Genomic DNA, 26,292 nt, shown 5'->3' with positions numbered 1-26,292 from the left:
GTACGGATTTCGCCTCACACGGACAGCCCGCGCGTGTTCTCCGTCATCGTCGCCGGAGCGGCGTTCGGCGACCGCGGACCCGTCAGCGCACCGACAGCGGCAGCGCTGCCGGACGAACCGGTGACGGAAGGTCGGATTCGCCGACGAGGAACTCATCGACGGCCCGTGCCGTCGACCGCCCCTCGGCGATCGCCCATACCACCAGCGACGCGCCACGGTGGGCGTCACCACACACGAAAATGCCGGGAGCGTCGGTCTGCCAATCACTTCCACATGAGATGGCCCCACGCTTGTTGGGTTCGATCTCCAGACCCGACAGCAGTTCACCCCGTTCCACACCGGCGAATCCGATCGCGAAAAGCGCTAGTTCGCAAGGGATCTCGAACTCGTCACCAACCGGCCTGATCTCACGTCGGCCGTCGGCGTCACGCTGCACCTCGACCTCGGCGAGCACCATGGTGGTGACATTGCCCTCCACGTCGCCGAGGAAACGCTGCACGGCCACCTGGTACTTGCGCTCCCCGCCCTCGGCGTGCGCACTGGAGGTCCGCATGACCAGTGGCCAGGTGGGCCACGGTGATCGGCTGTCGTCGCGTTCGTCGGGCAGTTCGGGGTTGTAGTCGAGCTGGACCACCGACGCCGCACCCTGCCGGTGGGCGGTGCCCAGGCAGTCCGCACCGGTGTCGCCGCCGCCGATGATCACGACGTGCTTGCCGGCCGCGGTGATCGGCGAGGGGCCGTCGCCCTCGCATTCCCGGTTGGCGGGTACGAGGTGCTCCATCGCCAGGTGGACGCCGTTGAGTTCGCGGCCGGGCACCGGGTTGTCGCGGGCCTCCATCGCGCCGATGGCCAGGACGACGGCGTCGTGCCGGGCACGCAGGTCCTCCACCGTCAGGTCGGTGCCGACGTCACAACTGGTGACGAATTCGGTTCCCTCGGCGCGCATCTGGGCGATGCGACGATCGATGTCGGACTTCTGGAGCTTGTACTCCGGGATGCCGTAACGCAGCAGCCCGCCGAGGCGGTCGTCCCGCTCGTAGACGGTGACGTCGTGGCCCGCACGCGTGAGCTGTTGCGCCGCAGCGAGTCCCGCAGGACCGGAACCGACCACGCCCACCGACTTGCCGGTCTTGGACTCCGGCGGCTCGGGCCCGATGACGCCTTCGGCCCACGACTCGTAGGCGATGGTCTTCTCGATGCGTTTGATGGTGACGCTGCCACCGGTCTCGCGCTCGGAGATCGACAGGACGCAGGCGGCCTCGCACGGCGCCGGGCACACCATCCCGGTGAACTCGGGGAAGTTGTTGGTGGCGTGCAACCGGCTGCTCGCCGCATCCCACCGGCCGCGGCGGACCAGGTCGTTCCACTCCGGGATCAGATTGCCCAGCGGGCAGCCCGCGGTTCCGGAGTGGCAGAACGGGATACCGCAGTCCATACACCGGCGCGCCTGGGTGCTGACCTCCGCCAGAACCTTCGTCGGGTCGTCGGCGTGCACGTAGACGTCGTCCCAGTCCTGGACGCGCTCGGCGACCGGACGGTACTTCGCTTCTTTCTTCGGGACCTCCAGGAACCCGCGCGGATCAGCCACGTGCCGCCTCCATGATCGCTGAATCGACGTCGCGTCCCTCGGCCTCGGCCATCCGGGCCGCGTCCAGGACACGCTTGTAATCGGTCGGCATGACCTTCGTGAACGCCAGGCAGCGTCGGGGCCAGTCCGCGAGGATCGACGCACCGATCGCCGAACCGGTGAGTTCGGCGTGCTTGGTGATGGCGTCCTTGAGCCAGGCCAGGTCGTCGGGGTCGGGGCGCATCAGTTTGACCATCGCCATGTTGACCTTGTCGCGGTCGAGGTCGTGCACGAAGGCGATGCCACCCGACATACCTGCCGCGAGGTTGCGTCCGGTCGGTCCGAGAATCACCACGCGCCCGCCGGTCATGTACTCGCAGGCATGGTCGCCCACTCCTTCGACGACCGCGGTCGCACCCGAGTTCCGCACCGAGAAGCGCTCACCCACGCGCCCGCGCAGGTACACCTCGCCCGACGTCGCGCCGTAGAGGATGGTGTTGCCTGCGATGACCTGGTCCTCGGCGACGAACCACGAGTCGGGATGCGGGGCGACGACGATCTTGCCGCCGCACAGCCCCTTGCCGACGTAGTCGTTGGTGTCGCCGCTGAGCCGGATCGTCACGCCCGGCGGCAGGAACGCGCCGAGCGACTGCCCGGCCGAACCCTCCAGTTTCACCACGATCGTGTCCTCGGCCAGGCCCTCGGCGCCGAAGCGACGGGTGACCTCGGCGCCGAGCAACGTGCCGACGGTCCGGTTCACGTTGCGCACCGGCAGTTCGAGCGTCACCGGGTGGGCGTCCTCCAGCGCCCCTTCGGCGAGCTGGATGAGCGTCTGGTCGAGCGCGCGGTCGAGTGCGTGGTACTGCTCCCGCACCCGCCGGCTCGGCCCCTTGCCCTCGACCTTGCGGAAGATCGGCAACAGATCAAGACCCTTCGACTTCCAGTGTGCGACAGCGGAATCGGTGTGCAGTCGCTGAGACTGACCGATCGCCTCATCGAGGGTGCGGTAACCCAGCTGCGCCAGGTACTTCCGCACGTCCTCGGCGATGAACCGGAAGAAGTTGACCAGGTGGTCCACCTGGCCGGTGAAACGGGAACGGAGCTGCGGGTTCTGGGTCGCCACGCCGACCGGGCAGGTGTCGAGGTGACACACACGCATCATGATGCATCCGGCCACGATGAGCGGCGCGGTGGAGAAGCCGTATTCCTCGGCGCCGAGGAGGGCGGCCATGATGACGTCGCGTCCGGTGCGCAGCGCACCGTCGCACTGCACGGTGATGCGGTCGCGCAGACCGTTGAGCATGAGCGTCTGCTGGGCGTCGGCCAGGCCGATCTCCCAGGGAGTGCCCGCATGCTTGAGCGAGGTGAGCGGCGAGGCGCCGGTACCGCCGTCGTGGCCGGAGATGAGCACGACGTCGGCATGTGCCTTGGAGACGCCGGTCGCGACCGTGCCCACGCCGACCGCGCTGACCAGCTTGACGTGGATACGGGCCTGGGAGTTGGCGTTCTTCAGATCGTGGATCAGCTGGGCGAGGTCCTCGATCGAGTAGATGTCGTGGTGCGGCGGCGGTGAGATCAGCGCGACGCCGGGCGTCGAATGCCGGGTCTTGGCTATCCACGGGTACACCTTGTACGCCGGAAGCTGGCCACCCTCACCGGGTTTCGCACCCTGCGCCATCTTGATCTGGATATCGGTGGCGTTGATCAGGTAGTCGCTGGTGACACCGAAACGGCCGGACGCGACCTGCTTGACCGCGCTGCGTCGTTCCGGGTCGTAGAGACGGTCGACGTCCTCGCCGCCCTCCCCCGAGTTCGACCGGCCGCCGATCTTGTTCATCGCCATCGCGATGGTCTCGTGGGCTTCCGCGGAGATCGAGCCGTAGCTCATGGCGCCGGTGTTGAAGCGCTTCATGATCTCCTCGACCGGTTCCACCTCCGCGATCGGGATCGGTTCGCGCGCATCGAGATCGAACTCGAAGAGGCCGCGGAGCGTGCCGCCCTTGCGGGACAGCCGGTCGACCTCGTCGGAGTACTTCTGGAAGATCTCCGACCGCCCGCTCTTGGTGGCGTGCTGCAGCAGGAAGATCGTCTCCGGGGTGAACAGGTGCAGCTCGCCTTCCCGGCGGTACTGGTACTCGCCACCGACCTCGAGACGACGGTAGACCTGCTCGGTCGGGTTCTCGGGAAACGCGCGGTGATGCCTGATGCGGACTTCCTCGGCCAGTTCGTCGAGACCGACGCCCTCGATCCGCGACACCGTGCGGGTGAAGTACTCGCGCACCACCTCCGACGACAACCCCACGGCCTCGAAAGCCTGTGCGGCGGTGTAGGAGCTGATGGTCGAAATGCCCATCTTGCTCATCACCTTCAGCACGCCCTTGCCGAGCGCCTCGAGGTAGTTGCGGATGGCCTTCGACGGGGTGACACCGGTCAACTCGCCCTCGGCGATGAGGTCCTCGATCGTCTCCAGTGCCAGATACGGGTTGACCGCGGCCGCACCGAAACCGATGAGCGTCGCGATGTGGTGGACCTCGCGGGCGTCGCCGGATTCGACGACGAGCGCGACCCGGGTGCGCTCCTTGGTGCGCACCAGGTGATGGTGGACGGCCGAGATGGCCAGCAGCGACGGGATCGGTGCATGGTCTTTGTCGGTGAGACGGTCGGAGATGACGAGGGTGGTGTGGCCCTCGGCGATCGCCTGGCTCGCCCGCCGGCGCAGGTCCTCGAGGGCGACCCGGAGACCTTCTCCACCGTCGTCCACCTCGTACAGCGCACGCAGCACCTTGGCCGACAGGCCCGGGTGATCACCGTCGTCGTTGATGTGGACGAGCTTGGCGAGGTCGGCGTTGTCGAGGACCGGCCAGTGCAGCATGATCTGGCGGCACGACGCGGCGGTGGGGTCGAGCAGGTTCTGCTCCGGACCCATCACACGGCCCATCGAGGTGACGATCTCCTCGCGGATGGCGTCCAACGGCGGGTTGGTGACCTGCGCGAACAGTTCCACGAAGTAGTCGTAGAGCAGGCGGGAACGCCGCGACAGCACCGCGATCGGGGTGTCGGTGCCCATCGAACCCAGTGGTTCGTATCCCGAGGCGGCCATCGGGGTGAGCAGCACCCGCAGGTCTTCCTCGGAGTATCCGAAGGACTGCTGCCGGCGTACGACGGTGTCGTGGTTCGGCTGGAAGACCGGGCGTTCGGGCAGCGTGGCGATGTCGAGGAGCCCGGCGTGCAACCACTCGTCGTACGCCTCGGCGTGCATCAGTTCGCCCTTGATCTCCTCGTCCGGGATGATCCGGCCCGCGGTGGTGTCGACGAGGAACATGCGGCCCGGCTCGAGGCGCCCCTTGCTGATGATGTCGTCGACCGGGACGTCGAGAACGCCCGCCTCCGAGGCGAGGATGATCCGGCCGTCGCGGGTCTGCCACCAGCGTCCGGGACGCAGGCCGTTGCGGTCGAGGACCGCGCCGACGACGGTGCCGTCGGTGAAGGTGACGCACGCCGGACCGTCCCAGGCCTCCATCAGCGACGCGTTGAACTGCAGGAACGCGCGCCGCTTCGGGTCCATGTCGGGGACGTTCTCCCACGCCTCGGGAACCATCATCATGACCGCGTGGGGCACGCTCCGGCCGCCGAGATGCAGGAGTTCGAGCACCTCGTCGAGCGACGCCGAGTCCGAGGCCTCGGGGGTGCAGATGGGGAAGGCACGCTTGAGGTCGCCGGGTATGAGGTCGGTGTCGAGCAGCGCCTCCCGGGCGCGCATGCGGTTCCGATTGCCGCGAACCGTGTTGATCTCGCCGTTGTGGGCGACGAACCGGAACGGATGCGCGAGCGGCCACGACGGGAAGGTGTTGGTCGAGAACCGCGAATGGACGATCGCGATGGCGCTCTGGCACCGGTCGTCGCGCAGGTCCGCGTAGTAGAGCGGCAGCTGCATCGTGGTGAGCATGCCCTTGTAGACCATGGTGCGGCTCGACAGCGACGGGAAGTACAGGCCGGTGCCCGCCTCCTCGATCTCCGGGGTGACGCGCTCGGCCTGCTTGCGGAACGGATAGATGAAGCGGTCGACGGCGACGCCGCCGATGCGCTCGGCACCCGGCTCGGGGTCGACGGTGACGAACAGCTGCATCATGTACGGCATGCAGGCCACGGCGGTGCCACCGATGTCGGCGTGCTCGTGGTCGACCGGGACGTCACGCCAGCCGAGGATCGTGATGCCCTCGTCGGCGGCGAGCGCCTCCACCCGCGCGATGGCCTGCCGGCGCAGTTCCTCGTCCATCGGCAGGAAGCAGGTACCCGCGGCATAGGTGTGCGAGCCGTCGGCGGCCGGCTCCGGAAGTTCGAAATCGACGGTGGCACGCAACAATTCGTCCGGCAGCTGGATCAGGATGCCTGCGCCGTCACCGCTGTTGGTCTCGGCTCCGGCAGCCCCGCGGTGCTCGAGATTTTCCAGCGCCAGGAGCCCGTCGGCGACGATCGAATGCGATCGGCGACCGTGGATGTCGGTGACCATCGCGACGCCGCACGAGTCGACCTCGGCCTCCGGGTCGTACAGGCCCTGCTTGGCCGGGAGCGCGGAAAACAGCATCACTACCTCCACTCGATCCGGAACGGATCGCTGCTGAGTGTCCACTGGGACAGCACTGGCCCGAGGAGTATTGCGCGGCGAGCGAGTGACCGTGCCGAGATCGGTACCGGGCTGAGTCGAACCGGGCGGTCGGAGATCGCGCGTCATGAAGTTCGATCGTATCCGAACACCACCGAGCACGCGTGTGCTCGAAGGCTGTGATCCTCGCGACCGAGAACCGCCCCTGGACTCGACCCGGTGTGGACGTGCCGGCTACATATCGTCAGCGGTTGCCTTCTGGAGGGTGGTTTTCAGCAGGCGGTTTTCGCGTTTACCTCCTGGCAGGGGCGGCCGAGGGTCAGGGCCGGCGGCGGCGACCGAATCGAGAGGCGACCCGGCGGCGGAGGCTGCTCGAGGCATCGGCCTGTCCGGCGTCGGTGGCCTGCACGTCGGCAGAGTCGGCTGCCGAAGACTCAGCGTCGCCAGCTGCAGGGGCATCGGTTTCGACGGCAGAGGATTCCGGGTCGGATTCGACGACGCCGGTCGCTTGTGCCTCAGATTCCGCGACGCCGGTTGCCGCGTCCTCGGATTCGACGACCTGGCTTGCCGGGTCCTCGTTCTCGACGACGCTGTCGGCCTCATCGTCTTCGGCTGCATTGGCCGTCGCTGCGTCTACGGCCTCGGTGTCTGTTGCCTCTACGTCGGTGGTTGCGTCATCCTCCGCCTCGGGTTCCGCGACCTCGGGTTCAGCGACCTCGGGTTCCGCGACCCCAGCGTCTGCGGACTCAGGTGCGCCAGACTCCCCCGCGTCAGAATCCACTGCCTCAGTCTCAACTGCGCCAGTGGCTGCTTCGGCTTCCTCGGTGACGGGTTCCTCGGTCTCGGTCTCCCCCGCCGCGGTTTCGTCGACCACCGGCTCGGCAGCGGGTTCATCATCCGAGACCTTCGCCGCTGCGGCAGGTTCGGCGGCGACACGGGTGGTCTCCACCTTGTCGGCCTCGGCGTCGAGCGCGTCCAGTGTGTCCACCTCGGCCGGCGGTTCCTGTCCTTCGGCGGCGTCGAGTTCGTCGAAGTCCTCGTCGTACCAGTCGTCCACGTATCCGGCGACGCCCTGTTCCTCGAGTTCGGCGGCACGTTCGGGGTGGTACATCTCCAGCCCCTGTTCGCGACCCTTGGGTGCGACGACGAAGTAGACGATCGCGCACACGAACACGAGGGCCGCGGTGAAGAGGTTCGGGCGGATACCGGCGATGTCGTTGGCGACGGCGGCACGGTCGTCGCGCAGCATCTCGATGAAGAACCGGCCGAGGCAGTAGCCGGCGATGTACAGCGCGAACAGGCGACCGTGACCGATGCGGAACTTGCGGTCGATGACCACCAGGAGGACCACGATCAGGACGTTCCACAGCAGTTCGTAGAGGAACGTCGGCTGGACGACGGCGACCACGACGCCGTTGGACTTGCCGTCTATCAGGCCCGCGTCGGCGTAACCGGCCTTGTTGACGCGCTCGTAGATCTCCAGACCCCACGGCAGTGTTGTCTCACGGCCGTACAGCTCCTGGTTGAAGTAGTTGCCGAGCCGACCGATGGCCTGGGCCAACAGGATCGGCGGGGCGATCGCATCGCCGAAAGCGGGCAGTCGGATGCCGCGGCGTCGGGCGCCGATCCAGGCACCGACCGCACCGAGCGCGACCGCGCCCCAGATTCCGAGACCACCGTCCCAGATCCGCAGGGCGTCGAGCGGCTCCTTGGGGGCGTCGGCACCGAAATAGGTCTTCCAGTCGGTGATCAGGTGATAGAGACGCCCGCCGAGGAGACCGAACGGAACGGCCCAGATCGCGACGTCGAGGACCTCGCCTTCCTGTCCCCCACGTGCGACCCACCGGCGATTGCCCCACCAGACCGCGACGATGATCCCCGCGATGATGCACAGGGCGTACGCGCGCAGCGGGAACGGTCCGAGATCCCACACACCCTGAGGCGGACTGGGGATGTAGGCGAGCATCGTCGTGGTCGGCGCGTTCACGATGCAACCCTAACCGACCGGACACGTGTGCCCGTGCGGTGCGGTTGCCGCGTGGCCCGGATACAGACCTCGGGCAGCCTCTCGGCCCTACTCGACCAGCGGGTCAGACAGCCGCGTGACGCGAACGCACGCCCTCGGCGAGTTCGCCGACGAGGGAGGCCAGGCGGTCCTGGCCGGCCTTGGCGGCAGTCACCAGCGCCGAGCCGACGATGACGCCGTCGGAGTAGGACGCGATCTGGGCGGCCTGCTCACGGTTGCGGACACCGAGTCCGACGCCGATGGGGATGTCGGAGTACTCGCGGACGCGTGCACACAGCTCGGGAGCCATGTCCGACACCGCGTCGCGTGCTCCGGTGACGCCCATGGTGGATGCCGCATAGACGAATCCACGGGACGCGTCGACGGTCAGCGCGATGCGCTCGTTGGTCGACGACGGCGCGACGAGGTAGATGCGGTCGAGGCCATACTGATCGGAGGCGGCGTGCCACTGGGCGCCCTCTTCGGGAATCAGGTTCGGCGTGATGAGCCCGGCGCCGCCCGCGTCGGCGAGGTCTCGCGCGAAGTTCTCGACGCCGTACTGCAGCACCGGGTTCCAGTAGCTCATGACGACCGCGGTGCCACCGGCCGAGCTGATCGCCTCGACCGCGGTGAACACGTCGCGCACCCGCACCTCGTTGGTGAGGGCGAGATCGGCGGCCTCCTGGATCGTCGGACCGTCCATCACCGGGTCGGAGTAGGGCACGCCCACCTCGATGATGTCGCAACCGGCGTCGACCATTGTCCGGAACGAGGTCAGTGAACCCTCCAGCGTCGGATACCCCACGGGGAGATATCCGATGAGTGCGCTGCGGTTCTCCTCCCGGCACTTCGCGAAGACGGGTCCGGTCTTCGAAGAGATCGTGTTTGCGCTCATGCCCGCTCTCCCGGCTGTCCGCTGGTGGCCTTTGCCTCGTCCTGCGACGGCGGCGGGTCGAAGAGGCCGAACCAGCGCGCGGCGGTGTCGACGTCCTTGTCGCCGCGACCGGAGAGGCTCACGACGATGATCGCGCCCTCGCCGAGTTCCTTGCCGAGCTCGAGTGCGCCGGCGACCGCGTGCGCGGACTCGATGGCGGGAATGATCCCCTCGCGGCGGCTCAGCAGCGCGAGCGCGTTCATCGCCTCGGTGTCGGTGATCGGTCGGTATTCGGCCCGGCCGGTGTCCTTGAGGTAGGCGTGCTCGGGGCCCACGCCCGGATAGTCGAGACCTGCGGAGATCGAGTGGGATTCGGTCGTCTGCCCGTCTTCGTCCTGCAGCAGGTACGAGTACGCACCCTGGAATGCACCCGGCGTCCCGCCGGTGAAAGTCGCTGCGTGACGGCCGGTCTCGACGCCGTCACCGGCCGCCTCGAAACCGACGAGACGAACGTCGGAGTCGTCGATGAACGGATGAAAGATACCGATGGCGTTGGACCCACCGCCCACACAGGCGGTCACGGCGTCGGGAAGGCGTCCGGCCTTGTCGAGGATCTGGGCACGTGCCTCCAGACCGACGACGCGCTGGAGATCACGGACCATCACCGGGAACGGGTGCGGGCCGGCGGCGGTGCCGAAGCAGTAATAGGTGTTGTGCGCGTTGGTGACCCAGTCACGCATGGCCTCGTTGATGGCATCCTTCAGCGTGGCCGAACCGTTGTCGACGGCGATGACCTCGGCGCCGAGCAGACGCATCCGGGCGACGTTGAGCGCCTGTCGGTCGGTGTCGACGCGACCCATGTAGATCACGCACTCGAGGCCCAGGAGCGCACATGCGGTGGCGGTGGCCACGCCGTGCTGGCCGGCGCCGGTCTCGGCGATGATGCGGTTCTTGCCCATCCGCTGGGCCAGAAGCGCCTGTCCGAGAACGTTGTTGATCTTGTGCGAGCCGGTGTGGTTGAGATCCTCGCGCTTGAGGAAGATGCGCGCCCCCCCGGCGTACTCGGCGAGACGCTTCGCTTCGTACAGCGGCGACGGACGTCCGGCGTAGTCACGCTGCAGACGGTCGAGTTCGTTCAGGAAGGCGTCGTCGTTGCGGATCTTGAAGAAGGTCGTGGTGACCTCGTCGATGACCGCCATCAGGGCTTCCGGCACATGCCGTCCGCCGTAGACGCCGAAGTGTCCACCCTCGTCGGGTTCGATCGACGTACGCGTCGTCAGGCCGGTGCTGGCCGGCGGGAGCACGGTCGCGGAAGAGTCGGGATGGGCCGAATCAGGATGGGCGGTCACTACATCTCACAGTCGATCGGGCCGACGACGACATGGACCGAACACGGCCCGAAGACGTATGTCAGCGAACTGGTTTCGGGCACGACGGGTGGGTACCCGCGGTGACCAGCTCACGCACGGCGGCGCGGGGGTCACCACTTGTCACGAGTCCCTCACCCACCAGGACGGCGTCGGCGCCCGCGCCGGCATAGGCCAGCAGGTCGGCAGTGCCGCGAACACCCGACTCCGCGATGCGGATGATCTCGGTCGGCAGGCCGGGGGCGATCCGCGAGAACGTGTCCCGCTCGACCTGGAGGGTCTTGAGGTTGCGGGCGTTCACGCCGACGACCGACGCGCCGGCCTCGAGGGCGCGGTCGGCCTCTTCCTCGGTGTGCACCTCCACGAGGGCGGTCATGCCGAGGCTCTCGGTGCGGTCGAGCAGCGAGGCGAGGACGTTCTGTTCGAGGGCCGCGACGATCAGCAGGATGACGTCGGCGCCGTGGGCGCGGGCCTCGTGGATCTGGTACGGACCGACGATGAAGTCCTTGCGCAGGACCGGGATGTCGACCGCTGCGCGAACGGCGTCGAGATCGGCGAGCGAGCCGTGGAAGCGTCGCTCCTCGGTCAGCACGCTGATGATGCGCGCGCCGCCGTCTTCGTAGGCCTTGGCAAGCTCGGCTGGGTCGCCGATCGAGGCCAGCTCACCCTTCGACGGGCTCGCGCGCTTGACCTCCGCGATCACACCGATACCGGGCTGGCGGAGTGCGACCATGGCGTCCCGGGGAGCGGGAGCCTTCGCCGAGGCGGCCTTGACGGCAGCGAAGTCGGTCATCGCCTCACGTGCGGCGACGTCGGCTTTGACTCCCTCGATGATCGACTCGAGAACGTTGGGCATGCTCACAGCGACTCCGCTCCCTTCCGCTCGTCGTGTGGTCTCAGGGTAGACCGACAGTCGCGGCGACCTGTCGCCGGGTTGGCCGATTCTCCACAAAACGGGACCGGTCCTGGACTGTTGCGCATATCTCAGCCTGTCGTGTGCGTCTCAGCGAGGCGTCGGACCGGGGCACTGCTCGCCCGGAGGGTCAGCGCTCGTCCGGATCGGTGGGGTCGATGCCCGTGTCGAGCGCGTCCCACATCATGCGCTCGTTGGCGTCCCGGTCGTCGCCGGGCCGCCGGTCCTTTCCGCCGGTTCCGGCGTCGGCGTCGGCGTCGGCGTCGGCCGGGGTGTCACCGGCTTTCGCGGAGTCGGCCGCGGCCGCCCTCTTCCGCCGCTCGTAGTCGGCGAAGATCTCGGTCTCGAGCTCCTCGCGCCGGGCCGCGGGGGTCTTGTACTTGGACGACATCGTCGCACCCTTGGCGACCCGAAGCAGCACAACCGCGGCGGCGACCGCACACACCGTGCCGAGCAGGACCAGCGCGGCGGGCAACCACTGGGTGTCGGTGTAGAGCACGATGTACCGGTCCGGAATGTCCCCGGCGTCGGCGGCGTACTCGGAGTCGGCGCCACCGGCGATCAGGGAGATCGCCGGGAAGGCGGCGAGCACGCCACCGGCGGCGACGAGCAGCGCGACGAGGCGCAGACCCCAGCCGCGCACCGACAGCACCGCGGCGATGCCGGCGAGGTAGACCAGGGCGAGCGGCGTGAGCCACGGGCTCCAGTCCGATCCCTTCACGTCGAAGGCGCGCTGCGGTGAGAGGCCGTCCTCGGCCGAGACGGTGGCCCACGTCAGCCGGCTCGCGCCCCAGAACGCGGCGGCGGTGGCCAGCATCAGGACCGCCGCGATCATCTGCGGCCGTCGCGAGGACTTCGGCTTGGGCTGGGACGACTCAGGCTGGGACGACTCGGCCGGTTGGTCCGCGGATGTCACGCGATGTCTCCTGACGGGGTCTCCCCGACCCTGTTCATCGTCGACGCGGCGGCGACGGCGTTGAGCACCGCGGTTGCCTTGTTGCGCGCCTCGTTGTACTCGTACTCGGGCTCACTGTCGGCGACCACGCCGCCACCGGCCTGCACGTAGGCCTGGCCACGGGCGAGGAGCGCGGTGCGGATGGCGATCGCGGTGTCGGCGTTGCCGGCGAAGTCGAGGTAGCCGACGATGCCGCCGTAGAGGCCGCGCCGTGTCTTCTCGTGTTCGTCGATGAGCTCCATCGCGCGCACCTTGGGTGCGCCGGTGAGCGTGCCGGCCGGGAAGCAGGCGGTCACCGCGTCGAGTGCGTGTTTGTCGTCGCGCAGCGTTCCCGACACCGTCGACACCAGGTGCATGACGTGGCTGTACCGCTCGATGTGCCGGTAGTCGCTGACCTTCACCGTGCCGGGGACGCATACACGGCCGAGATCGTTGCGGCCGAGATCGACGAGCATGAGGTGTTCGGCGTTCTCCTTCTCGTCCTCGAGAAGGCCCTTGCCGAGCAGTTGATCCTCTTCTTCGGTGGCGCCGCGCCAGCGCGTCCCGGCGATGGGGTGTGTGGTCGCGATGCGGTCGGCGACGGTGACCAGCGCCTCCGGGCTGCTGCCGACGATCGTGAACGGTTTGCGGGCGATCGCGTCGGGAGCGGCAGTGTCGCTGTTCGCCTCGGTCCCCGGCATCCGCAGCAGGTACATGTACGGGCTGGGATTCGATGCCCGGAGCACGCGGTAGACGTCGAGCGGGTCGGCCTCGGTGTCCATCTCGAACCGCATCGACGGCACGACCTGGAAGGCCTCGCCCGCCTCGATCTCGCCGACGAGGCTAGTGACGATCTCGCTGTACTCCTCGAGCGTGCGCTGTGCGGTGAAGTCCGGAGTGGGCCGGTCGAAGGTCGAGACGGTCGACGACGCGGGTGCGGCGAGCGCCTCGGTCATCCGGTCCAGACGCGCCAGGGCGTCGGCGTAGGCCTCCTCGACGCGCTCGTCGGAACCGTCCCAGTTGACCGCGTTGGCGATCAGCGTGATCGTGCCCTCGTGATGATCGACGGCGGCGAGGTCGGTGGCCAGCACCATCATCATGTCCGGCAGGCCGAGGTCGTCGACGGTGGTCTCCGGGAGACGTTCGAGGCGCCGGACCATGTCGTAGGCCATGAACCCGACGAAGCCGCCGGTCAGCGGCGGCATGCCCGGCAGCGGGTCGGTTTTGAGCACGCGCAGCGACTCGGCCAGCACTTCGAGGGCGTCGCCGCCCTCGGGAGCGCCCACCGGCACCGAACCCCACCAGTGCGCCTGGCCGTCGACGACGGTCAGCGCCGAGGGTGCCCCGGCCCCGATGAAGGACCAGCGCGACCAGGAGCGGCCGTTCTCTGCCGACTCCAGCAGGAAGGTCCCGGGACGATCGCCGGCCAGCTTGCGGTACGCCGACAGCGGTGTCTCCGAATCGGCGAGCACCTTGCGTGTCACCGGCACCACGCGATGGTCACGGGCGAGGTCGAGGAATTCCGCGAGGGACGTCGTGTGCGCCCCGGCCGCCGCGTTCACGCCGCTCATCCGAGGGGCTCGCCGCCGACGCCCCACTGAGTGCGCGGCACCTCGGTGATCGTGACCCAGACCGAATCCGGGTTCTTGCCGGTCGCCTTGGCGTACGCCTCGGTCACCGCCGCGATGGTCTCGCGCTTGACGCGGTCGGAGAGTCCGGGGGTCTGCGAGATCTGGATGAGGGGCATGCAGCGTCACCGCCTTTCGGGTGTGATCACGATGGAAATCTACTGTGCGGAATCGACCGGCCGGGCGTCTGCTCCGAAAGACAGCGACTCGGTGTCGAAACAGCTGTGGTTCCCGGTGTGGCAGGCCGCGCCGACCTGGTCGACGACGAGCAACACCGTGTCGCCGTCGCAGTCGAGGCGCGCGTCGTGCACGTACTGGGTGTGACCGCTCGTCTCGCCCTTGACCCAGTACTCCTGGCGTGACCGCGAGTAGTAGGTCGCCTTGCGCGTGGCGAGGGTCCGTTCGAGAGCGGCGTCGTCCATCCACGCGACCATCAGGACGTCGCCGGTGGAGCGTTCCTGCGCGACCGCACTGAACAGTCCGTCGGCGTTGCGTTTGAGACGCGAGGCGAGCTCCGGATCGAGGGCCATCAGCGTTCTCCTGCCTGTGTCATCGGACGGTGATCCCGGCGTCGGCCATGGCGGCCTTCACCTCGTGGATGGTGAGTTCGCCGAAGTGGAAGACCGAGGCGGCCAGCACTGCGTCCGCGCCGGCCTGGACGGCGGGCGCGAAGTCCTCGACCTTGCCTGCACCGCCGCTGGCGATGACCGGGACCCGTACGGCCGCGCGCACCGCCCTGAGCATGCGCAGGTCGAAGCCCTTCTTGGTGCCGTCGGCGTCCATCGAGTTGAGCAGGATCTCACCGACACCGAGGTCCTGACCGCGCCGAGCCCACTCGACCGCGTCGATGCCGGTTCCCTGGCGGCCGCCGTGGGTGGTGACCTCCCAGCCGGACGGCGTCGGCTCCGAACCCTCCGGCACGGTCCGCGCGTCGACCGACAGGACGATGCACTGCGAGCCGAAACGTCGGCTCATCTCGCCGAGGACCTCGGGGCGTGCGATCGCGGCGGTGTTGACGCTGACCTTGTCCGCGCCCGCGCGCAGCATCATGTCGACGTCCTCGACGGTTCGGATGCCGCCGCCGACGGTCAGCGGGATGAACACCTGGTCGGCGGTCCGCTTGACGACGTCGATCATCGTGGAGCGTCCCGAGCTCGACGCGGTGACGTCGAGGAAGGTCAGCTCGTCGGCGCCTTCCCGGTCATAGCGCTCGGCCAGCTCGACGGGATCCCCGGCGTCGCGGAGATTCTCGAAGTTGACGCCCTTCACGACCCGGCCGTCGTCGACGTCGAGGCACGGGATGACCCGCGTCGCCAGCGTCATCGTCGTGTCTCCTTCGTGTGCTCGTTCTTCATGGGATGCTCTCGTGCCTGTCTCATCGGTTGCCGGGGTGCTCATTCCGACCACTCCCCGACCGTTTGCTCGATCACTGCCATCAGACCCGCGTGCACGGTCGGCGTGCCCGCGACCAGTGACGGGGAGGCGACCGTCCAGCGCTCGCCCGCGATGTCGGAGGCGACCCCACCGGCCGCCCGGACCAGCGCGGCGCCCGCCGCGTTGTCCCACGGGTGCCGCCCGAAGGCGACGGCCCCGCCGAAGACGCCCGAGGCGGTGAACGCCATGTCGACGCCCGTGCTCCCCGTCATCCGGATACGGGCGACGCGGGAACTCAACGCGCGCAACAGATCTGCGCGTCGATCCCCCGCATAGCGACCGCGCCCGGCCGCGTTGAACGGCCCGAAGGCGACCGCGGCCTCCTCCAGCGGCGTGTCCGGCAGGGGCTCGGCGGCCTCGCCGTTGATCAGCAGCGGACCGTCGGCGTGAGCAGCGTACTTGCGGTCCAGCAGCGGCAGCCACGTCAGGCCGAGGGTCGCCTCGCCGTCGACGACGAGCCCGAGCAGGATGCCGGTGAGCGGCATGCCTGCCGAGTAGTTGAAGGTCCCGTCGACCGGATCGAGCACCCACACCGGGCCGTCGACCGGATCGGCGCCGCCGAATTCCTCACCGTGGACCGGAATCTGCGTCCGGTCCTCGAGCTCGGCGGAGATCCGCCGTTCCAGGTCGAGGTCGACCTGGGTGGCGAAGTCCGTCCCGCCCTTGTGCACGGCGCTCGGCGCACCCAGACCTTCGACGAAGGTCTCGACGGCTGCGTCGAGCACCGACCCCGCGGTGTCGAGCAACCGCGGGAGGTCGAGCGAGCTCTGGGTCGCGCTCATCAGACCCCGGCGACGGCCGTGAGTGCCTCGGGCAGGGTGAAGCGGCCGGCGTAGAGGGCCTTGCCGACGATCGCGCCCTCGACACCCTGGTCGACGAGGCCGGCGATCGCGACGAGGTCGTCGATGGCCGACACACCGCCGGAGGCGACGATCGGGGCATCGGTGGCCGCGGCGACCTCGGCGAGCAGCTCGAGGTTCGGGCCCTCGAGGGTGCCGTCCTTGGACACGTCGGTCACCACGTAGCGCGAGCATCCGTCGCGGTTGAGACGCTCGAGGACCTCCCACAGGTCGCCGCCGTCGGTGACCCAGCCGCGGCCGCGGAGCCGGTAGGAGTCGCCGTCGCGGATGACGTCGAGGCCGACGGCGATGCGGTCACCGTGTTCGGCGATCGCGCGGGCGCACCATTCCGGGTTCTCCAGGGCCGCGGTGCCCAGGTTGACGCGGGTGCAGCCGGTCGCCAGTGCGGCGGCGAGGGAGTCGTCGTCGCGGATGCCGCCCGACAGCTCGACCTTCACGTCGAGTTCGCCGACGACCCCGGCGAGGAGCTCACGGTTGTCGCCGCGACCGAAGGCCGCATCGAGGTCGACGAGATGGATCCACTCCGCACCGTCGTTCTGCCACGCCAGCGCCGCATCGCGCGGCGAGCCGTAGGAGGTCTCGGTGCCGGCCGCGCCCTGGACGAGGCGGACCGCCTGCCCGTCGGCAACGTCGACGGCGGGAAGGAGTTCGAGGGTGCTACCCATGGGTGGAGTGTTCCTGTCTGTTCTCGGGTCGGGCTGTTGTGTGTCGAGCGGGTCAGGCGGGCGGGTGTCCGTCGCGGGCGGCGATCAGCTCCGCCCGCGCGCGGTTGACCATGCGGTTTGCCACGGTACCGATGGCCGCGATCATCGCGACCACTGCGGCCAGTGCGGCGACCAGACCTGCGAGCGGTGACCAGTTCGCCAGCAGGAGGATGAGCGGTATGCACGCCGCCAGGACCAGCACACCGGCGCCGAGAGCGTAGAACGCGAGCTTGGCGATCGAGAAACCGCTGCCCGCAGACGGGGTGTCGGGCGTGCTCCCGTCCGCTTCGCCGGCCGGCGTGCCGTCGGTCATGAGAGGCCCTTCACCCAGTTCTCCAGGAGTTGGGCGCCGGCGTCCCCGGATTTCTCCGGGTGGAACTGCGTGGCCGAGAGCGGTCCGTTCTCGACCGCGGCCAGGAAGCGTCCACCGTGCTCGGCCCAGGTCAGCTTCGGAGCGTGCAGCGGCGAACCGACGTTGTCCATCTCCCAGGTCTGTGCGGCGTAGGAGTGCACGAAGTAGAACCGGGTGTCGGCGTCGAGGCCGTCGAACAGCACCGATCCCTCGGGGGCCTCCACGGTGTTCCAGCCCATGTGCGGCAGGACCGGCGCGGGCAGCTGGGTGACGCTGCCGGGCCACTCACCGCAGCCGTCGGCCTCGACCCCGAACTCCACGCCGCGTTCGAAGAGGATCTGCATGCCGACGCAGATGCCCAGAACCGGGCGTCCACCGGCGAGGCGGCGGCCGATGATCCGGTCGCCCTTCACCGCGCGCAGGCCTTCCATGCACGCGGCGAACGCACCCACACCCGGAACGACCAGGCCGGTCGCCTGCAGCGCGGTGTTGAAGTCGGAGGTCACCGTCACCTGGGCGCCGGTGCGTTCGAGTGCACGCTGCGCCGAGCGCAGGTTGCCCGAACCGTAGTCGAGGATCGTGACGTCGGTAGCGCTCACAGGGCTCCCTTCGTCGACGGAACGCCGCTGACCCGGGCGTCGTATTCGGTGGCCGTGCGCAGGGCACGCGCCACGGCCTTGAACTCGGCCTCGGTGATGTGGTGCTGGTCGCGGCCGTAGAGCACCCGCACGTGCAGGGCGATGCGGGCGTTGAGCGCGATCGACTCGAAGACGTGCCGGTTGATGATCGTGGAGTACGGCACACCCGGGTAGCCGCCGATCACCGCGGTGAGCAGGTGTTCCGGTTCACCGGTGTGCACGCAGTACGGACGCCCGGAGACGTCGACGACGGCCTGCGCGAGGGTCTCGTCCATCGGGATCCAGGCGTCGCCGAAGCGGCGGATGCCCCGCTTGTCCCCGAGTGCCTGACCGAGCGCCTGGCCGAGCACGATGGCGGTGTCCTCGATGGTGTGGTGACCCTCGACCTCGATGTCGCCCTCGGCCTTGACCGTGAGGTCGAAGCTGCCGTGCTGACCGAACGCCGTCAGCATGTGGTCGTAGAACGCGATGCCCGTGGAGATGTCGGTGATGCCGGTCCCGTCGAGGTTGAGTTCGACCGAGATCGAGGATTCCTTGGTGGTCCGTTCGACCTTCGCGATGCGAGGCGCGGGGATGCTCACTGAGAGTTCTCCAGATCTGTTGTGGCGAGCGTGCGGCTGACGTCGAGGAATGCGTCGTTCTCGTGCGGGAGTCCGATGGTCACCCGCAGGTGGCCGGTGATCCCGACGTCCCGGATGAGGACACCGGCGTCGAGGTAACGCTGCCACGACGCCGGAGCATCCCGGAAGCCGCCGAACAGGACGAAGTTCGAGTCCGAGTCGACGACGCGGTAACCGAAGCCGGTGAGCGCCGTCACCACGCGTTCGCGTTCGGCGATGATCGCCGCGACACCGGCGAGGGTGTCGTCGCTGTGCCGCAGTGCGGCGCGCGCGGCGGCCTGCGTCAGCACCGAGAGGTGGTACGGCAGGCGGACGAGCTGGATGGCGTCGACGACGGCCGGGGCGGCGGCCAGGTAGCCGAGGCGTCCGCCGGCGAAGGCGAAGGCCTTGGACATGGTGCGGCTGACGACGACCTTGGTCGGGAACTCGTCGATGAGCTCGGTCGCGCTCGGCGCGGCGGAGAACTCGGCATATGCCTCGTCGACGATCACGATGCCGGGCGCGGCCTCGATGATGCGTCGTAGATCGGCGAGCGGGAGCGAGCCACCGGTGGGGTTGTTCGGCGAGGTCACGAAGACCACGTCGGGTTCGCGGTTGGTCACCTCGGCGACGGCGTAGTCGATGTCGAGACCGAAGTCGGGCGACCGTGCCGCGACCAGCCAGGTGGTGTCGGTGCCGTCGGAGATGATCGGGTGCATCGAGTACGACGGCACGAAGCCGAGCGCGGAGCGCCCGGGACCACCGAACGCCTGCAGCAACTGCTGCAGGATCTCGTTGGAACCGTTTGCGGCCCACAGGTTTTCGACACCGAGCTGCACACCGGTCGCGCGGGTCAGGTATGCGGCGAGGTCGGTGCGCAACGCGACCGCGTCCCGATCCGGGTAGCGATGCAGTTCCGCGGCGGCCTCACGTGCCGACTCGGCGACGTCGTCGATCAGCGCCGGTGACGGCGGGTGCGGGTTCTCGTTGGTGTTGAGGATCACCGGCACCTTGAGTTGCGGTGCGCCATAAGCGGATTTGCCGCGCAGGTTCTCCCGCAGCGGCAGATCGTCGACGCTGATCTGCGATCCGGGGACCGAGCGCCCCGCCTCCGTCGTCACAGTCGCGTCCGATGCCGTCATGGGCGCACGCTTCCGGCGAAACGCTGCTTCACCGCGTCGCCGTGGCCGGGCAGGTCCTCGGCGTCGGCGAGGGTGACGACCTTGTCGGCGACCTCACGCAGGGCGGCCTCGTCGTAGTCGATGACGTGGACGCCCTTGAGGAAGGTCTGCACCGACAGGCCCGACGCGAAGCGCGCCGAACCCGAGGTCGGCAGAACGTGATTGGAGCCCGCACAGTAGTCGCCGAGGCTGACCGGCGCGTACGGACCGACGAAGATCGCGCCGGCGTTGTGGACACGGTCGGCGACCGCGGCGGCGTCGCGCGTCTGGATCTCGAGGTGTTCGGCGGCATAGGCGTCCACGACGGCGAGGCCGGCTTCGACGTCGTCGACCAGAACGATGCCCGACTGCTCCCCCGACAGCGCGGTGGTGACGCGCTCGCGGTGCTTGGTTGCGGCGACCTGCTGCTCGAGGGCGACATCGACGGCGTCGGCGAGTTCGGCGCTGGCGGTGACGAGCACCGAGGCGGCGAGGACGTCGTGCTCGGCCTGGCTGATGAGGTCGGAGGCGATGATGCCTGCGTCGGCCGAGTCGTCGGCGAGGATCGCGATCTCGGTGGGACCTGCCTCGGAGTCGATGCCGACCACGCTGCGGCACAGACGCTTGGCGGCGGTGACGTAGATGTTGCCCGGTCCGGTGATCAGGTCGACGGGGTCGAGGACTGCGCCCGGCTCGTCGGCGGCGTCGGTGTCGGTTCCGCCGTACGCGAGCAGCGCGACGCCCTGTGCGCCACCGACGGCCCACACCTCGTCGACGCCGAGGAGCGCACAGGCCGCGAGGATGGTCGGGTGCGGCCAGCCGCCGAAGTCCTTCTGCGGGGGCGACGCGACGACCAGCGAACCGACGCCGGCCTCCTGGGCCGGGACGACGTTCATGATCACCGACGACGGGTAGACCGCGTTGCCGCCGGGGACATAGAGGCCCACGCGGCGGACCGGAATCCACTTCTCGCTGACGACGCCGCCGTCGACGACCTGGGTGCGGGTGGTCTCCCGGCGCTGATCGGAGTGGACCTTGCGCGCACGGGTGATGGACTCGCGCAGCGCGTCGGCGACCTGTGCATCCAGACCGGCCAGCGCGTCGGCGATGACCTGAGCAGGCACACGCACCGAAGTCGGGCGGACACCGTCGAACTTCTCACCGAACTCCAGGGCCGCGGGCGTGCCGGTCTCGGCCACCGCATGCACCACCGGCGTCACCGTGTCGAGTACGGCATTGACGTCGGTACCCCCGCGGGGCAGCGCACGACGCAATTCGGCGAGCGTCGGAGTGCTACCGCGCAGGTCAGTTCGGGCGAGCATGATCTCTCCTGGTCGGTGCGGGAAATTACCCATCCAGGATACGGGTCGGTGGCCAGCGGGTTTCTGGTGCGGGTGATCACCGGCGTGTGGTGTGTCGGGCGCCACGCCGCTACGGCGCACGTCGGCGACCCGGGCGGTACCCGGGTCGCCAACGTTGTGGCCAGGCCTCGCGTCAGGGGTTCTTGTCCCCCGAGGGGAGTTGGAACCAGGTGTCGAGGTCGAAGTCCGCCTTGATGCTGCCCTGCTCGACGAGGAACGCCTTCGTGCCGGTGAGCAGTTCGATGGCCTGTGCCGGGAACGGTTCCTCGGAGTAACCGTCGGGGTTCGCCGCGGCACGGACCGCCGCCTCGGGAGCCTTCGAGTTGCCGAGTTCGAACCGCAGGTACTCCTCCCAGTGGGCCTTGGCGTACCTGACGGCGTCGGCGTGAAGCTTCTGCCACGTAGGTGCGAACCCGGGGTTCTTGGTGAGGAAGTCCTCGCTGCTGACGGTCACACTCGTGCCGGCGAGGTTCGGACGATCCCGGTAGACCGAATCGACCAGATGGAAGCCCTTGCCTTCGAACGTCTGCAACGCGACCGACGGGATGACGCCCGGCAGCGCCGCCGCGTCGATCTCCCCCGAGTTGAGTGGCGCCTCCTGATCTGCCGGGTACAGGTGGATCAGGTTCGCCGAGATCCCCTCCTCCGCCAGTTTGACTCAGTGTGATTCGGAAGCCCAGTCGCGCCGCCTGGCGTCACGATGCGCCGGAGCCCTCGCGAGCCGGACGGTCCGGCTCGGTGGTCATCTCGCCGCCCATTACCAGACGCCACCGACAATTCCCGCGATCGTGCGGGTTTCGATAGTCGTTGCGCGGCAATGGGATTGCGAGTACAGTCGAACATACATTCAAACACGGCATCGGGGGTGACCGTCTTGACCGAAATCTCGCAGACCGACGTCGGGCCGTCGACCCGCCCCTCCGAACTCGTGCAGGAACTGCATCGGATCACCGCCGAACTCCAGGCCGTCGATCTGGCGCAGTGCTCCGATGCCGAACTCATCGACGTCGCCGCCGGAACCGAACAGGCCATCGCCCGACTCACTTTCGCCGGCGACCGACAGATCATCGAGATCGCCGACCGCGACCTACCCCACAAGACCGGCCACCGCAGCATCACCCAGTTCATGACCCACCGCCTACGCGTGGCCGACCCCATGCGCCGCACCAAACAACGCCACGCGACCGCCACCCACCTCAGCCCGACCGGCGAACCACTCGAACCCGAACGCCCCGCTCTGGCAGAGGCATTGGCCGACGGCAAGGTCAGCACCTCCCACGTCCGGGCAGTACTCGACGTCCTCGACCAGATCCCACACGCCGTCGACCACGACGTAAAGGTCGCCGCCGAACGACAGATGGCCGAGATCGCCGTCGACCACACCCCCGCCGACATCACCGCCCTCGGTGCACGACTGCTGGCCCACCTCGACCCCGACGGCACACTGACCGACGACACCGACCGCAAACGTCGACGCAATCTGTCGGTCAACCGGCAACGCGCCGACGGCACCGCCCAGATGACCGCCAACCTCACCCCCGAACTCCTCGCCCGCATCACCATGCTGCTCGCCGTCTGGGCCAAACCCGGCATGAACAACCCCGACGACCCCGACTCCCCCCACGGTTCCATCGAGGACGCCGACCCCGAGGCGGTCGAAGCCGCAGCCGCACGCGACGACCGCACCCCGCCCAGCTCAACCACGACGCCCTCAACGCACTCCTGAAAGCCGTGTTCGACGACGGACTCCTGGGTAAGAGCCACCGCGGGTTACCCATCCAGCTGATCATCAAAGCCGATCTCAACGACCTACGACGCGAAGCCGGGTTCGCCACCACCGCGACCGGCACCCTGATCCCGATCACCGACCTCGTCAACCTGGCCGCCGACACCCAGCCCTGGCTGGCGGTGTTCAAAGACGCCACCGCCGTCCCGCTGTACTTCGGACGCGGCAAGAGGTTGGCCACCCGTGAACAACGTCTCGTGTCCTTCGCCCGACCCGACGGCGAGGTCTGTTCCACCCCCGACTGCGGCATATCCGCCGCGCACGTGGAAATGCACCACGCGCAACTGGATTGGGGTCTCGGTGGACTCACCGACATCACCGACCTCGCACCGGCGTGCCCGAAACACAATCGCATGGTCGGCGAGCAGGTAGGTCAGTTCACCACCCGCATGGTCCGTGAAGGCCCCGACGAAGGTCGCTGCGCCTGGCGGTTGAACGCCGAACCCGGCGCCCCACCCAACCCCGAACACATCAACCGGCGACCCGACATCCCCCGCCGATTCGCCGAACAACTCAACAAGGTGCGCACCGAGATCCACGGACCCGACGAGGAGTCCGGCGCTGAAACGCGCCTTCACCTGCGCGAGGTCATCGACCTCCGCAACGCCACCGACGCCGAAGCCACCCTCGCCTCGCTGCTCCTCGCCGCCGCCTACCCGACCCTCGCATCCGTATGACGTTGTGTCCGGAATGCGGGCACAACATCATAAGGTTCAACCGCCTCACCTGCGACGAAATCCGGACCTCAACTACATGATCGTCGTGATGTTCCTCGCGCAGGCGGGCCGAGTGGAGCTCACCGTCGGCGACATCGCCCTCGGCATGGCCCTCGCGATCCTGCTGAACATGGGCACCATCACCGTGCCCGGCGGTTTCCCGGTGGTCGCGACCCTTCCTCGCCACGTCGCTCGACCTCATGCCTAGGCCCCACGACCTGCGGGTACTTGGACCTCAATGATCCCGAACCGGCTGCGGGCGTTGTTTTTCCGCAGTAGCGTCACGGACATGCCAGCATATTGGGTCATGTTCGTCGTCGCGCTGATCTCCTGCATCATCATCGGGGTCGGGTTCATCGTCGGCATCCCCGGCAACAAGGACTGATCGCCGGCCCCTCCTCTGCGGCCGCATCGAGAGTGCGCGCCGCAGGTCAACGTCGCGCGCACCACTTCGACACGCGCACAACTTCGACACGATCGCCACTTCTGGCGCATGAGCGCTGGTCACAGCCAGCGCTTGTGCGCCGGAGGTGGCGATTGTGCGTTGATCGGGGTGTTGCGCCTCACACTCTCCTGTTACTCTCTCGATACTTCAGGTCATCTGACCTGAACATGTGGTCGATAGCCTCGCCATCACCACGAGATCGGGGGATCACATGGGTACACACCTCTCACGCAGACACTTCCTGGGCGGAACGCTGGCGGCAGCAGGCGCGTCGCTGGTCGGGTCGGGGCGGGTGTCGGCTGCGCCGACGGGGATCGTCGACGTCATCGTCGTCGGCGGAGGACTGTCCGGGCTCGCGGCTGCCAGGGCACTCAAGGCTGCCGGCGCGTCGGTGACCGTGCTCGAGGCCCGAGACCGTGCGGGCGGGCGCGTCCACAACATCTCCTCACCCAAGCTGGGCGCCACGCTCGACGCCGGAGCCGAATTCATCGGGCCCACACAGGGTCACATCGCCGGCCTCGCCCGTGAGTACGACGTCCGGACGCTGCGGACCTACAACGCCGGCGACAGCATCTTCGTCAGCCGCACCGGGACGACGCGGGTACCTGCCGCTCTGCCGATTCCCGCAGTGGCCGACCTCGGCCAAGCGGGTGCCGCGCTGGTCCGGGCCCAGGCCGACGCGCTGGCGGGCTTCCCCGTCGGCCAGCCGTGGAAGCACCCGAACGCCGCCTACCTGGACTCGATCACCTGGGGGCAGTACACCCACCAGATCGCCGACACCCAGACCGCGCGCGACCTCGTGCAGATAGCGATGTCGGCACCGCTGTCGGTCCGTCCCGACGAAGTCTCCGCGCTCTACTACCTCAACTACATCGCGGCATCCGGCGACGAGCAGAACCCGGGAACCCTCATCCGACTCCTGAGCACCGACGACGGCGCGCAGGAGCGACTGTTCGAAGGCGGCGCCGCCCTCATCCCGCTTCGGATGGCCCGCGAGCTCTCGGCGAACATGGTCTACAACGCGCCCGTCCGGTCGATCTCCTACACCGACGGCATCGCGACCGTCGCCGGCGACGCCGGCACCCATCGCGCGCGCCGCGTCATCGTCGCCATGTCCCCCGCCATCGCCGGCCAGATCGACTACCGCCCAGGACTTCCCGCCGCACGCACCGGCATCCACCGCGGCTACCGCATGGGTGCGGTCAGCAAGTTCGCGGCGCTCTACAAGCGGCCGTTCTGGCGCGACAAAGGTCTGTCGGGACAGGCCTACGGCGCTGGACGCCCCATCGACGTGACCTTCGAGAGCTACGCCGAGGGCAACCACATCCTGATGGGCTTCATCTCCGCCGACGCCATGCGCCGCCTCGATCACGCTCCCGAATCCACCCTGGTCAAGGAGTGCATCGCCAACTTCGTCGAGTACTTCGGTCCCGAGGCCGCCGACTTCATCGACTACGGCGTGTTCAAGTGGGATCTCGAACCCTGGTCGCGCGGTGGGCCGGTCGCGGTGAGCCGACCGGGCACCCTCACCAAATACGGCACCGCACTCCGCGAGCCCGTCGGCCCCATCCACTGGGCCGGCACGGAGACCTCGGACTACTGGACGGGATACATGGACGGAGCGGTCCGCTCGGGGCGTCGTGCGGCACGGGAGATCCTCGGTGATCTCCGGTGACCGAGCTGACGTGAAGGTGCGCCGACCATGAGGATGCCTGTCGAGGAACGGCGAGAACTGCTGCTGGAGTCCGCATTCCGGGTGATCGCACGACGCGGGGTCGACGGCGCGACCACGCGCGCGATCTGCGCGGAGGCCGGCGTCACGCTGTCGACCTTCCACTACGTGTTCGCCACCCGCGACGAACTCCTCGAGGCACTCGTCGAACGCGGAACCGAGAAGGAGTTGACCGCGGTGGGCGCCGCGCTCGGCGAGGGCGCCCAGGACATCTCGCCGGGCCGGGCCGGCGTGGTGGCGATCCTGCAGAGCGCGCTCTCCGCCTACATCGACGGGGTACAGGCCGATCCCGACCGCGAGCAGGCCATGATCTCGCTGAACCAATACGCCAGGCAGACCGACGGACTCAGCGACCTCGGCGCACAGATGTACCTCCGGTACTACGAGGCGATCGCAGACGCGCTCGACGGTGTCGCCGCGGCCACCGGTACCGCCTGGGACCGCGCCTCCGCCGATCTCGCACCGCTCGTCCTCGCCGCCACTGACGGAATCACTCTGTCTTTCCTGAACATCCGCGACCGCGCGATCTGCGACCTCATCGCAGACGCCGTGGTCGCCAACCTGTCGACGCACATCGCCGACAACCCAGAGACCACCCAGGAGAAAGCTTGAAG

21 protein-coding genes and 2 pseudogenes are annotated in these 26,292 nt (G+C 68.5%); 4 read left to right on the top strand and 19 right to left on the bottom strand.

Translation table 11 applies throughout. The features are described 5' to 3' along the window. Positions 1-82 precede the first annotated feature (82 nt). From PWF70_RS09365 to PWF70_RS09275, 19 genes are all read right to left on the bottom strand, one after another. On the bottom strand, positions 83-1,588 hold the full coding sequence (locus tag PWF70_RS09365) for a glutamate synthase subunit beta (RefSeq protein WP_006360579.1): 1,506 nt from the start codon (positions 1,586-1,588) through the stop codon (positions 83-85). Beyond that, positions 1,581-6,152: a glutamate synthase large subunit gene (gltB, locus tag PWF70_RS09360; protein WP_155225211.1), complete on the bottom strand. Its 4,572-nt coding sequence runs from the start codon at positions 6,150-6,152 to the stop codon at positions 1,581-1,583. Before gltB ends, PWF70_RS09365 begins: the two co-directional genes overlap by 8 nt. Before the next feature lie 337 nt (positions 6,153-6,489). After that, the gene (gene lgt / locus PWF70_RS09355; protein WP_006360577.1) at positions 6,490-8,136 is read right to left on the bottom strand and encodes a prolipoprotein diacylglyceryl transferase; all 1,647 of its coding nucleotides are present in this window, start codon (positions 8,134-8,136) and stop codon (positions 6,490-6,492) included. 124 nt (positions 8,137-8,260) lie between these two features. Further along, a complete protein-coding gene (trpA, locus tag PWF70_RS09350; RefSeq protein ID WP_042376160.1) occupies positions 8,261-9,070 on the bottom strand; it encodes a tryptophan synthase subunit alpha in 810 nt (269 codons plus the stop codon). Then, positions 9,067-10,398, bottom strand: coding sequence for a tryptophan synthase subunit beta (gene trpB, locus PWF70_RS09345; protein ID WP_035755318.1), 1,332 nt, complete (start codon positions 10,396-10,398; stop codon positions 9,067-9,069). Before trpB ends, trpA begins: the two co-directional genes overlap by 4 nt. A 61-nt stretch (positions 10,399-10,459) precedes the next feature. After that, on the bottom strand, positions 10,460-11,278 hold the full coding sequence (gene trpC / locus PWF70_RS09340) for an indole-3-glycerol phosphate synthase TrpC (RefSeq protein ID WP_035755315.1): 819 nt from the start codon (positions 11,276-11,278) through the stop codon (positions 10,460-10,462). Positions 11,279-11,459: 181 nt separating this feature from the next. After that, the gene (locus PWF70_RS09335) at positions 11,460-12,245 is read right to left on the bottom strand and encodes a Trp biosynthesis-associated membrane protein (protein ID WP_006359160.1); all 786 of its coding nucleotides are present in this window, start codon (positions 12,243-12,245) and stop codon (positions 11,460-11,462) included. Beyond that, positions 12,242-13,834 (bottom strand): anthranilate synthase component I, encoded by a 1,593-nt coding sequence (locus tag PWF70_RS09330; RefSeq protein ID WP_035755313.1) that lies wholly within the window; start codon positions 13,832-13,834, stop codon positions 12,242-12,244. The genes PWF70_RS09335 and PWF70_RS09330 overlap by 4 nt, the downstream gene beginning before the upstream one ends. Then, positions 13,831-14,010, bottom strand: coding sequence for a tautomerase family protein (locus PWF70_RS09325; RefSeq protein ID WP_005196179.1), 180 nt, complete (start codon positions 14,008-14,010; stop codon positions 13,831-13,833). The genes PWF70_RS09330 and PWF70_RS09325 overlap by 4 nt, the downstream gene beginning before the upstream one ends. 39 nt (positions 14,011-14,049) lie before the next feature. Beyond that, the gene (gene hisI, locus PWF70_RS09320; protein WP_006359158.1) at positions 14,050-14,421 is read right to left on the bottom strand and encodes a phosphoribosyl-AMP cyclohydrolase; all 372 of its coding nucleotides are present in this window, start codon (positions 14,419-14,421) and stop codon (positions 14,050-14,052) included. Positions 14,422-14,440: 19 nt separating this feature from the next. Continuing rightward, positions 14,441-15,214 (bottom strand): imidazole glycerol phosphate synthase subunit HisF, encoded by a 774-nt coding sequence (gene hisF, locus PWF70_RS09315; protein ID WP_006359157.1) that lies wholly within the window; start codon positions 15,212-15,214, stop codon positions 14,441-14,443. A gap of 71 nt (positions 15,215-15,285) precedes the next feature. Then, positions 15,286-16,107 carry an inositol monophosphatase family protein gene (locus PWF70_RS09310; protein WP_006359156.1) on the bottom strand — a complete coding sequence of 274 codons (822 nt, stop codon included), beginning with the start codon at positions 16,105-16,107 and terminating at the stop codon, positions 15,286-15,288. Beyond that, complete coding sequence (gene priA / locus PWF70_RS09305) at positions 16,107-16,850, bottom strand: bifunctional 1-(5-phosphoribosyl)-5-((5-phosphoribosylamino)methylideneamino)imidazole-4-carboxamide isomerase/phosphoribosylanthranilate isomerase PriA (RefSeq protein WP_006359155.1); 744 nt, start codon at positions 16,848-16,850, stop codon at positions 16,107-16,109. The genes PWF70_RS09310 and priA overlap by 1 nt, the downstream gene beginning before the upstream one ends. 52 nt (positions 16,851-16,902) lie before the next feature. Next, on the bottom strand, positions 16,903-17,202 hold the full coding sequence (locus tag PWF70_RS09300) for a hypothetical protein (RefSeq protein WP_006359154.1): 300 nt from the start codon (positions 17,200-17,202) through the stop codon (positions 16,903-16,905). Then, positions 17,199-17,840: an imidazole glycerol phosphate synthase subunit HisH gene (hisH, locus tag PWF70_RS09295; RefSeq protein WP_006359153.1), complete on the bottom strand. Its 642-nt coding sequence runs from the start codon at positions 17,838-17,840 to the stop codon at positions 17,199-17,201. The genes PWF70_RS09300 and hisH overlap by 4 nt, the downstream gene beginning before the upstream one ends. Beyond that, positions 17,837-18,460, bottom strand: coding sequence for an imidazoleglycerol-phosphate dehydratase HisB (gene hisB / locus PWF70_RS09290; RefSeq protein WP_005196188.1), 624 nt, complete (start codon positions 18,458-18,460; stop codon positions 17,837-17,839). The genes hisH and hisB overlap by 4 nt, the downstream gene beginning before the upstream one ends. Beyond that, positions 18,457-19,620, bottom strand: a complete 1,164-nt coding sequence (locus tag PWF70_RS09285) for a histidinol-phosphate transaminase (RefSeq protein ID WP_035755311.1) — start codon at positions 19,618-19,620, stop codon at positions 18,457-18,459. Before PWF70_RS09285 ends, hisB begins: the two co-directional genes overlap by 4 nt. Beyond that, a complete protein-coding gene (hisD, locus tag PWF70_RS09280; RefSeq protein ID WP_040004186.1) occupies positions 19,617-20,960 on the bottom strand; it encodes a histidinol dehydrogenase in 1,344 nt (447 codons plus the stop codon). The genes PWF70_RS09285 and hisD overlap by 4 nt, the downstream gene beginning before the upstream one ends. 172 nt (positions 20,961-21,132) lie before the next feature. Beyond that, entirely contained in the window at positions 21,133-21,531 is a 399-nt protein-coding gene (locus PWF70_RS09275) for a hypothetical protein (RefSeq protein ID WP_006359150.1), read from the bottom strand. Positions 21,532-21,816: 285 nt separating this feature from the next. On the opposite strand from PWF70_RS09275, the pseudogene PWF70_RS09270 reads away from it, so the two are divergent. The 4 genes and pseudogenes from PWF70_RS09270 to PWF70_RS09255 all read left to right on the top strand — a co-directional run bounded on the left by PWF70_RS09270 (position 21,817) and on the right by PWF70_RS09255 (position 26,290). Continuing rightward, positions 21,817-23,462, top strand: a pseudogene (locus tag PWF70_RS09270) (DUF222 domain-containing protein). Between the two features lie 67 nt (positions 23,463-23,529). Beyond that, positions 23,530-23,701 (top strand): annotated as a pseudogene (locus PWF70_RS09265) (dicarboxylate/amino acid:cation symporter); the annotation flags it as partial. 456 nt (positions 23,702-24,157) lie between these two features. Further along, positions 24,158-25,621, top strand: a complete 1,464-nt coding sequence (locus PWF70_RS09260; RefSeq protein ID WP_006357354.1) for a flavin monoamine oxidase family protein — start codon at positions 24,158-24,160, stop codon at positions 25,619-25,621. Between the two features lie 33 nt (positions 25,622-25,654). Continuing rightward, positions 25,655-26,290: a TetR/AcrR family transcriptional regulator gene (locus PWF70_RS09255; protein WP_006357353.1), complete on the top strand. Its 636-nt coding sequence runs from the start codon at positions 25,655-25,657 to the stop codon at positions 26,288-26,290. Positions 26,291-26,292 lie beyond the last annotated feature (2 nt).

This window comes from Gordonia sp. Swx-4, from assembly GCF_030316175.1.
Lineage (GTDB): Bacteria > Actinomycetota > Actinomycetes > Mycobacteriales > Mycobacteriaceae > Gordonia > Gordonia alkanivorans.
The sequence above is the reverse complement of the archived record's forward strand: the minus strand, read 5'-3'. Positions and strand labels throughout refer to the sequence as shown.

What these genes read in the sequence shown, in the direction of transcription:
- gltB (WP_155225211.1), bottom strand. Translation starts at nt 6,152, where the DNA reads ATGCTGTTTTCCGCGCTCCCGGCCAAGCAGGGCCTGTACGACCCGGAG.
- lgt (WP_006360577.1), bottom strand. Translation starts at nt 8,136, where the DNA reads ATGCTCGCCTACATCCCCAGTCCGCCTCAGGGTGTGTGGGATCTCGGA.
- trpA (WP_042376160.1), bottom strand. Translation starts at nt 9,070, where the DNA reads ATGAGCGCAAACACGATCTCTTCGAAGACCGGACCCGTCTTCGCGAAG.
- PWF70_RS09330 (WP_035755313.1), bottom strand. Translation starts at nt 13,834, where the DNA reads ATGAGCGGCGTGAACGCGGCGGCCGGGGCGCACACGACGTCCCTCGCG.
- PWF70_RS09325 (WP_005196179.1), bottom strand. Translation starts at nt 14,010, where the DNA reads ATGCCCCTCATCCAGATCTCGCAGACCCCCGGACTCTCCGACCGCGTC.
- hisI (WP_006359158.1), bottom strand. Translation starts at nt 14,421, where the DNA reads ATGGCCCTCGATCCGGAGCTCGCCTCGCGTCTCAAACGCAACGCCGAC.
- hisF (WP_006359157.1), bottom strand. Translation starts at nt 15,214, where the DNA reads ATGACGCTGGCGACGCGGGTCATCCCGTGCCTCGACGTCGACGACGGC.
- PWF70_RS09310 (WP_006359156.1), bottom strand. Translation starts at nt 16,107, where the DNA reads ATGAGCGCGACCCAGAGCTCGCTCGACCTCCCGCGGTTGCTCGACACC.
- priA (WP_006359155.1), bottom strand. Translation starts at nt 16,850, where the DNA reads ATGGGTAGCACCCTCGAACTCCTTCCCGCCGTCGACGTTGCCGACGGG.
- PWF70_RS09300 (WP_006359154.1), bottom strand. Translation starts at nt 17,202, where the DNA reads ATGACCGACGGCACGCCGGCCGGCGAAGCGGACGGGAGCACGCCCGAC.
- PWF70_RS09285 (WP_035755311.1), bottom strand. Translation starts at nt 19,620, where the DNA reads ATGACGGCATCGGACGCGACTGTGACGACGGAGGCGGGGCGCTCGGTC.
- hisD (WP_040004186.1), bottom strand. Translation starts at nt 20,960, where the DNA reads ATGCTCGCCCGAACTGACCTGCGCGGTAGCACTCCGACGCTCGCCGAA.
- PWF70_RS09260 (WP_006357354.1), top strand. Translation starts at nt 24,158, where the DNA reads ATGGGTACACACCTCTCACGCAGACACTTCCTGGGCGGAACGCTGGCG.
- PWF70_RS09255 (WP_006357353.1), top strand. Translation starts at nt 25,655, where the DNA reads ATGCCTGTCGAGGAACGGCGAGAACTGCTGCTGGAGTCCGCATTCCGG.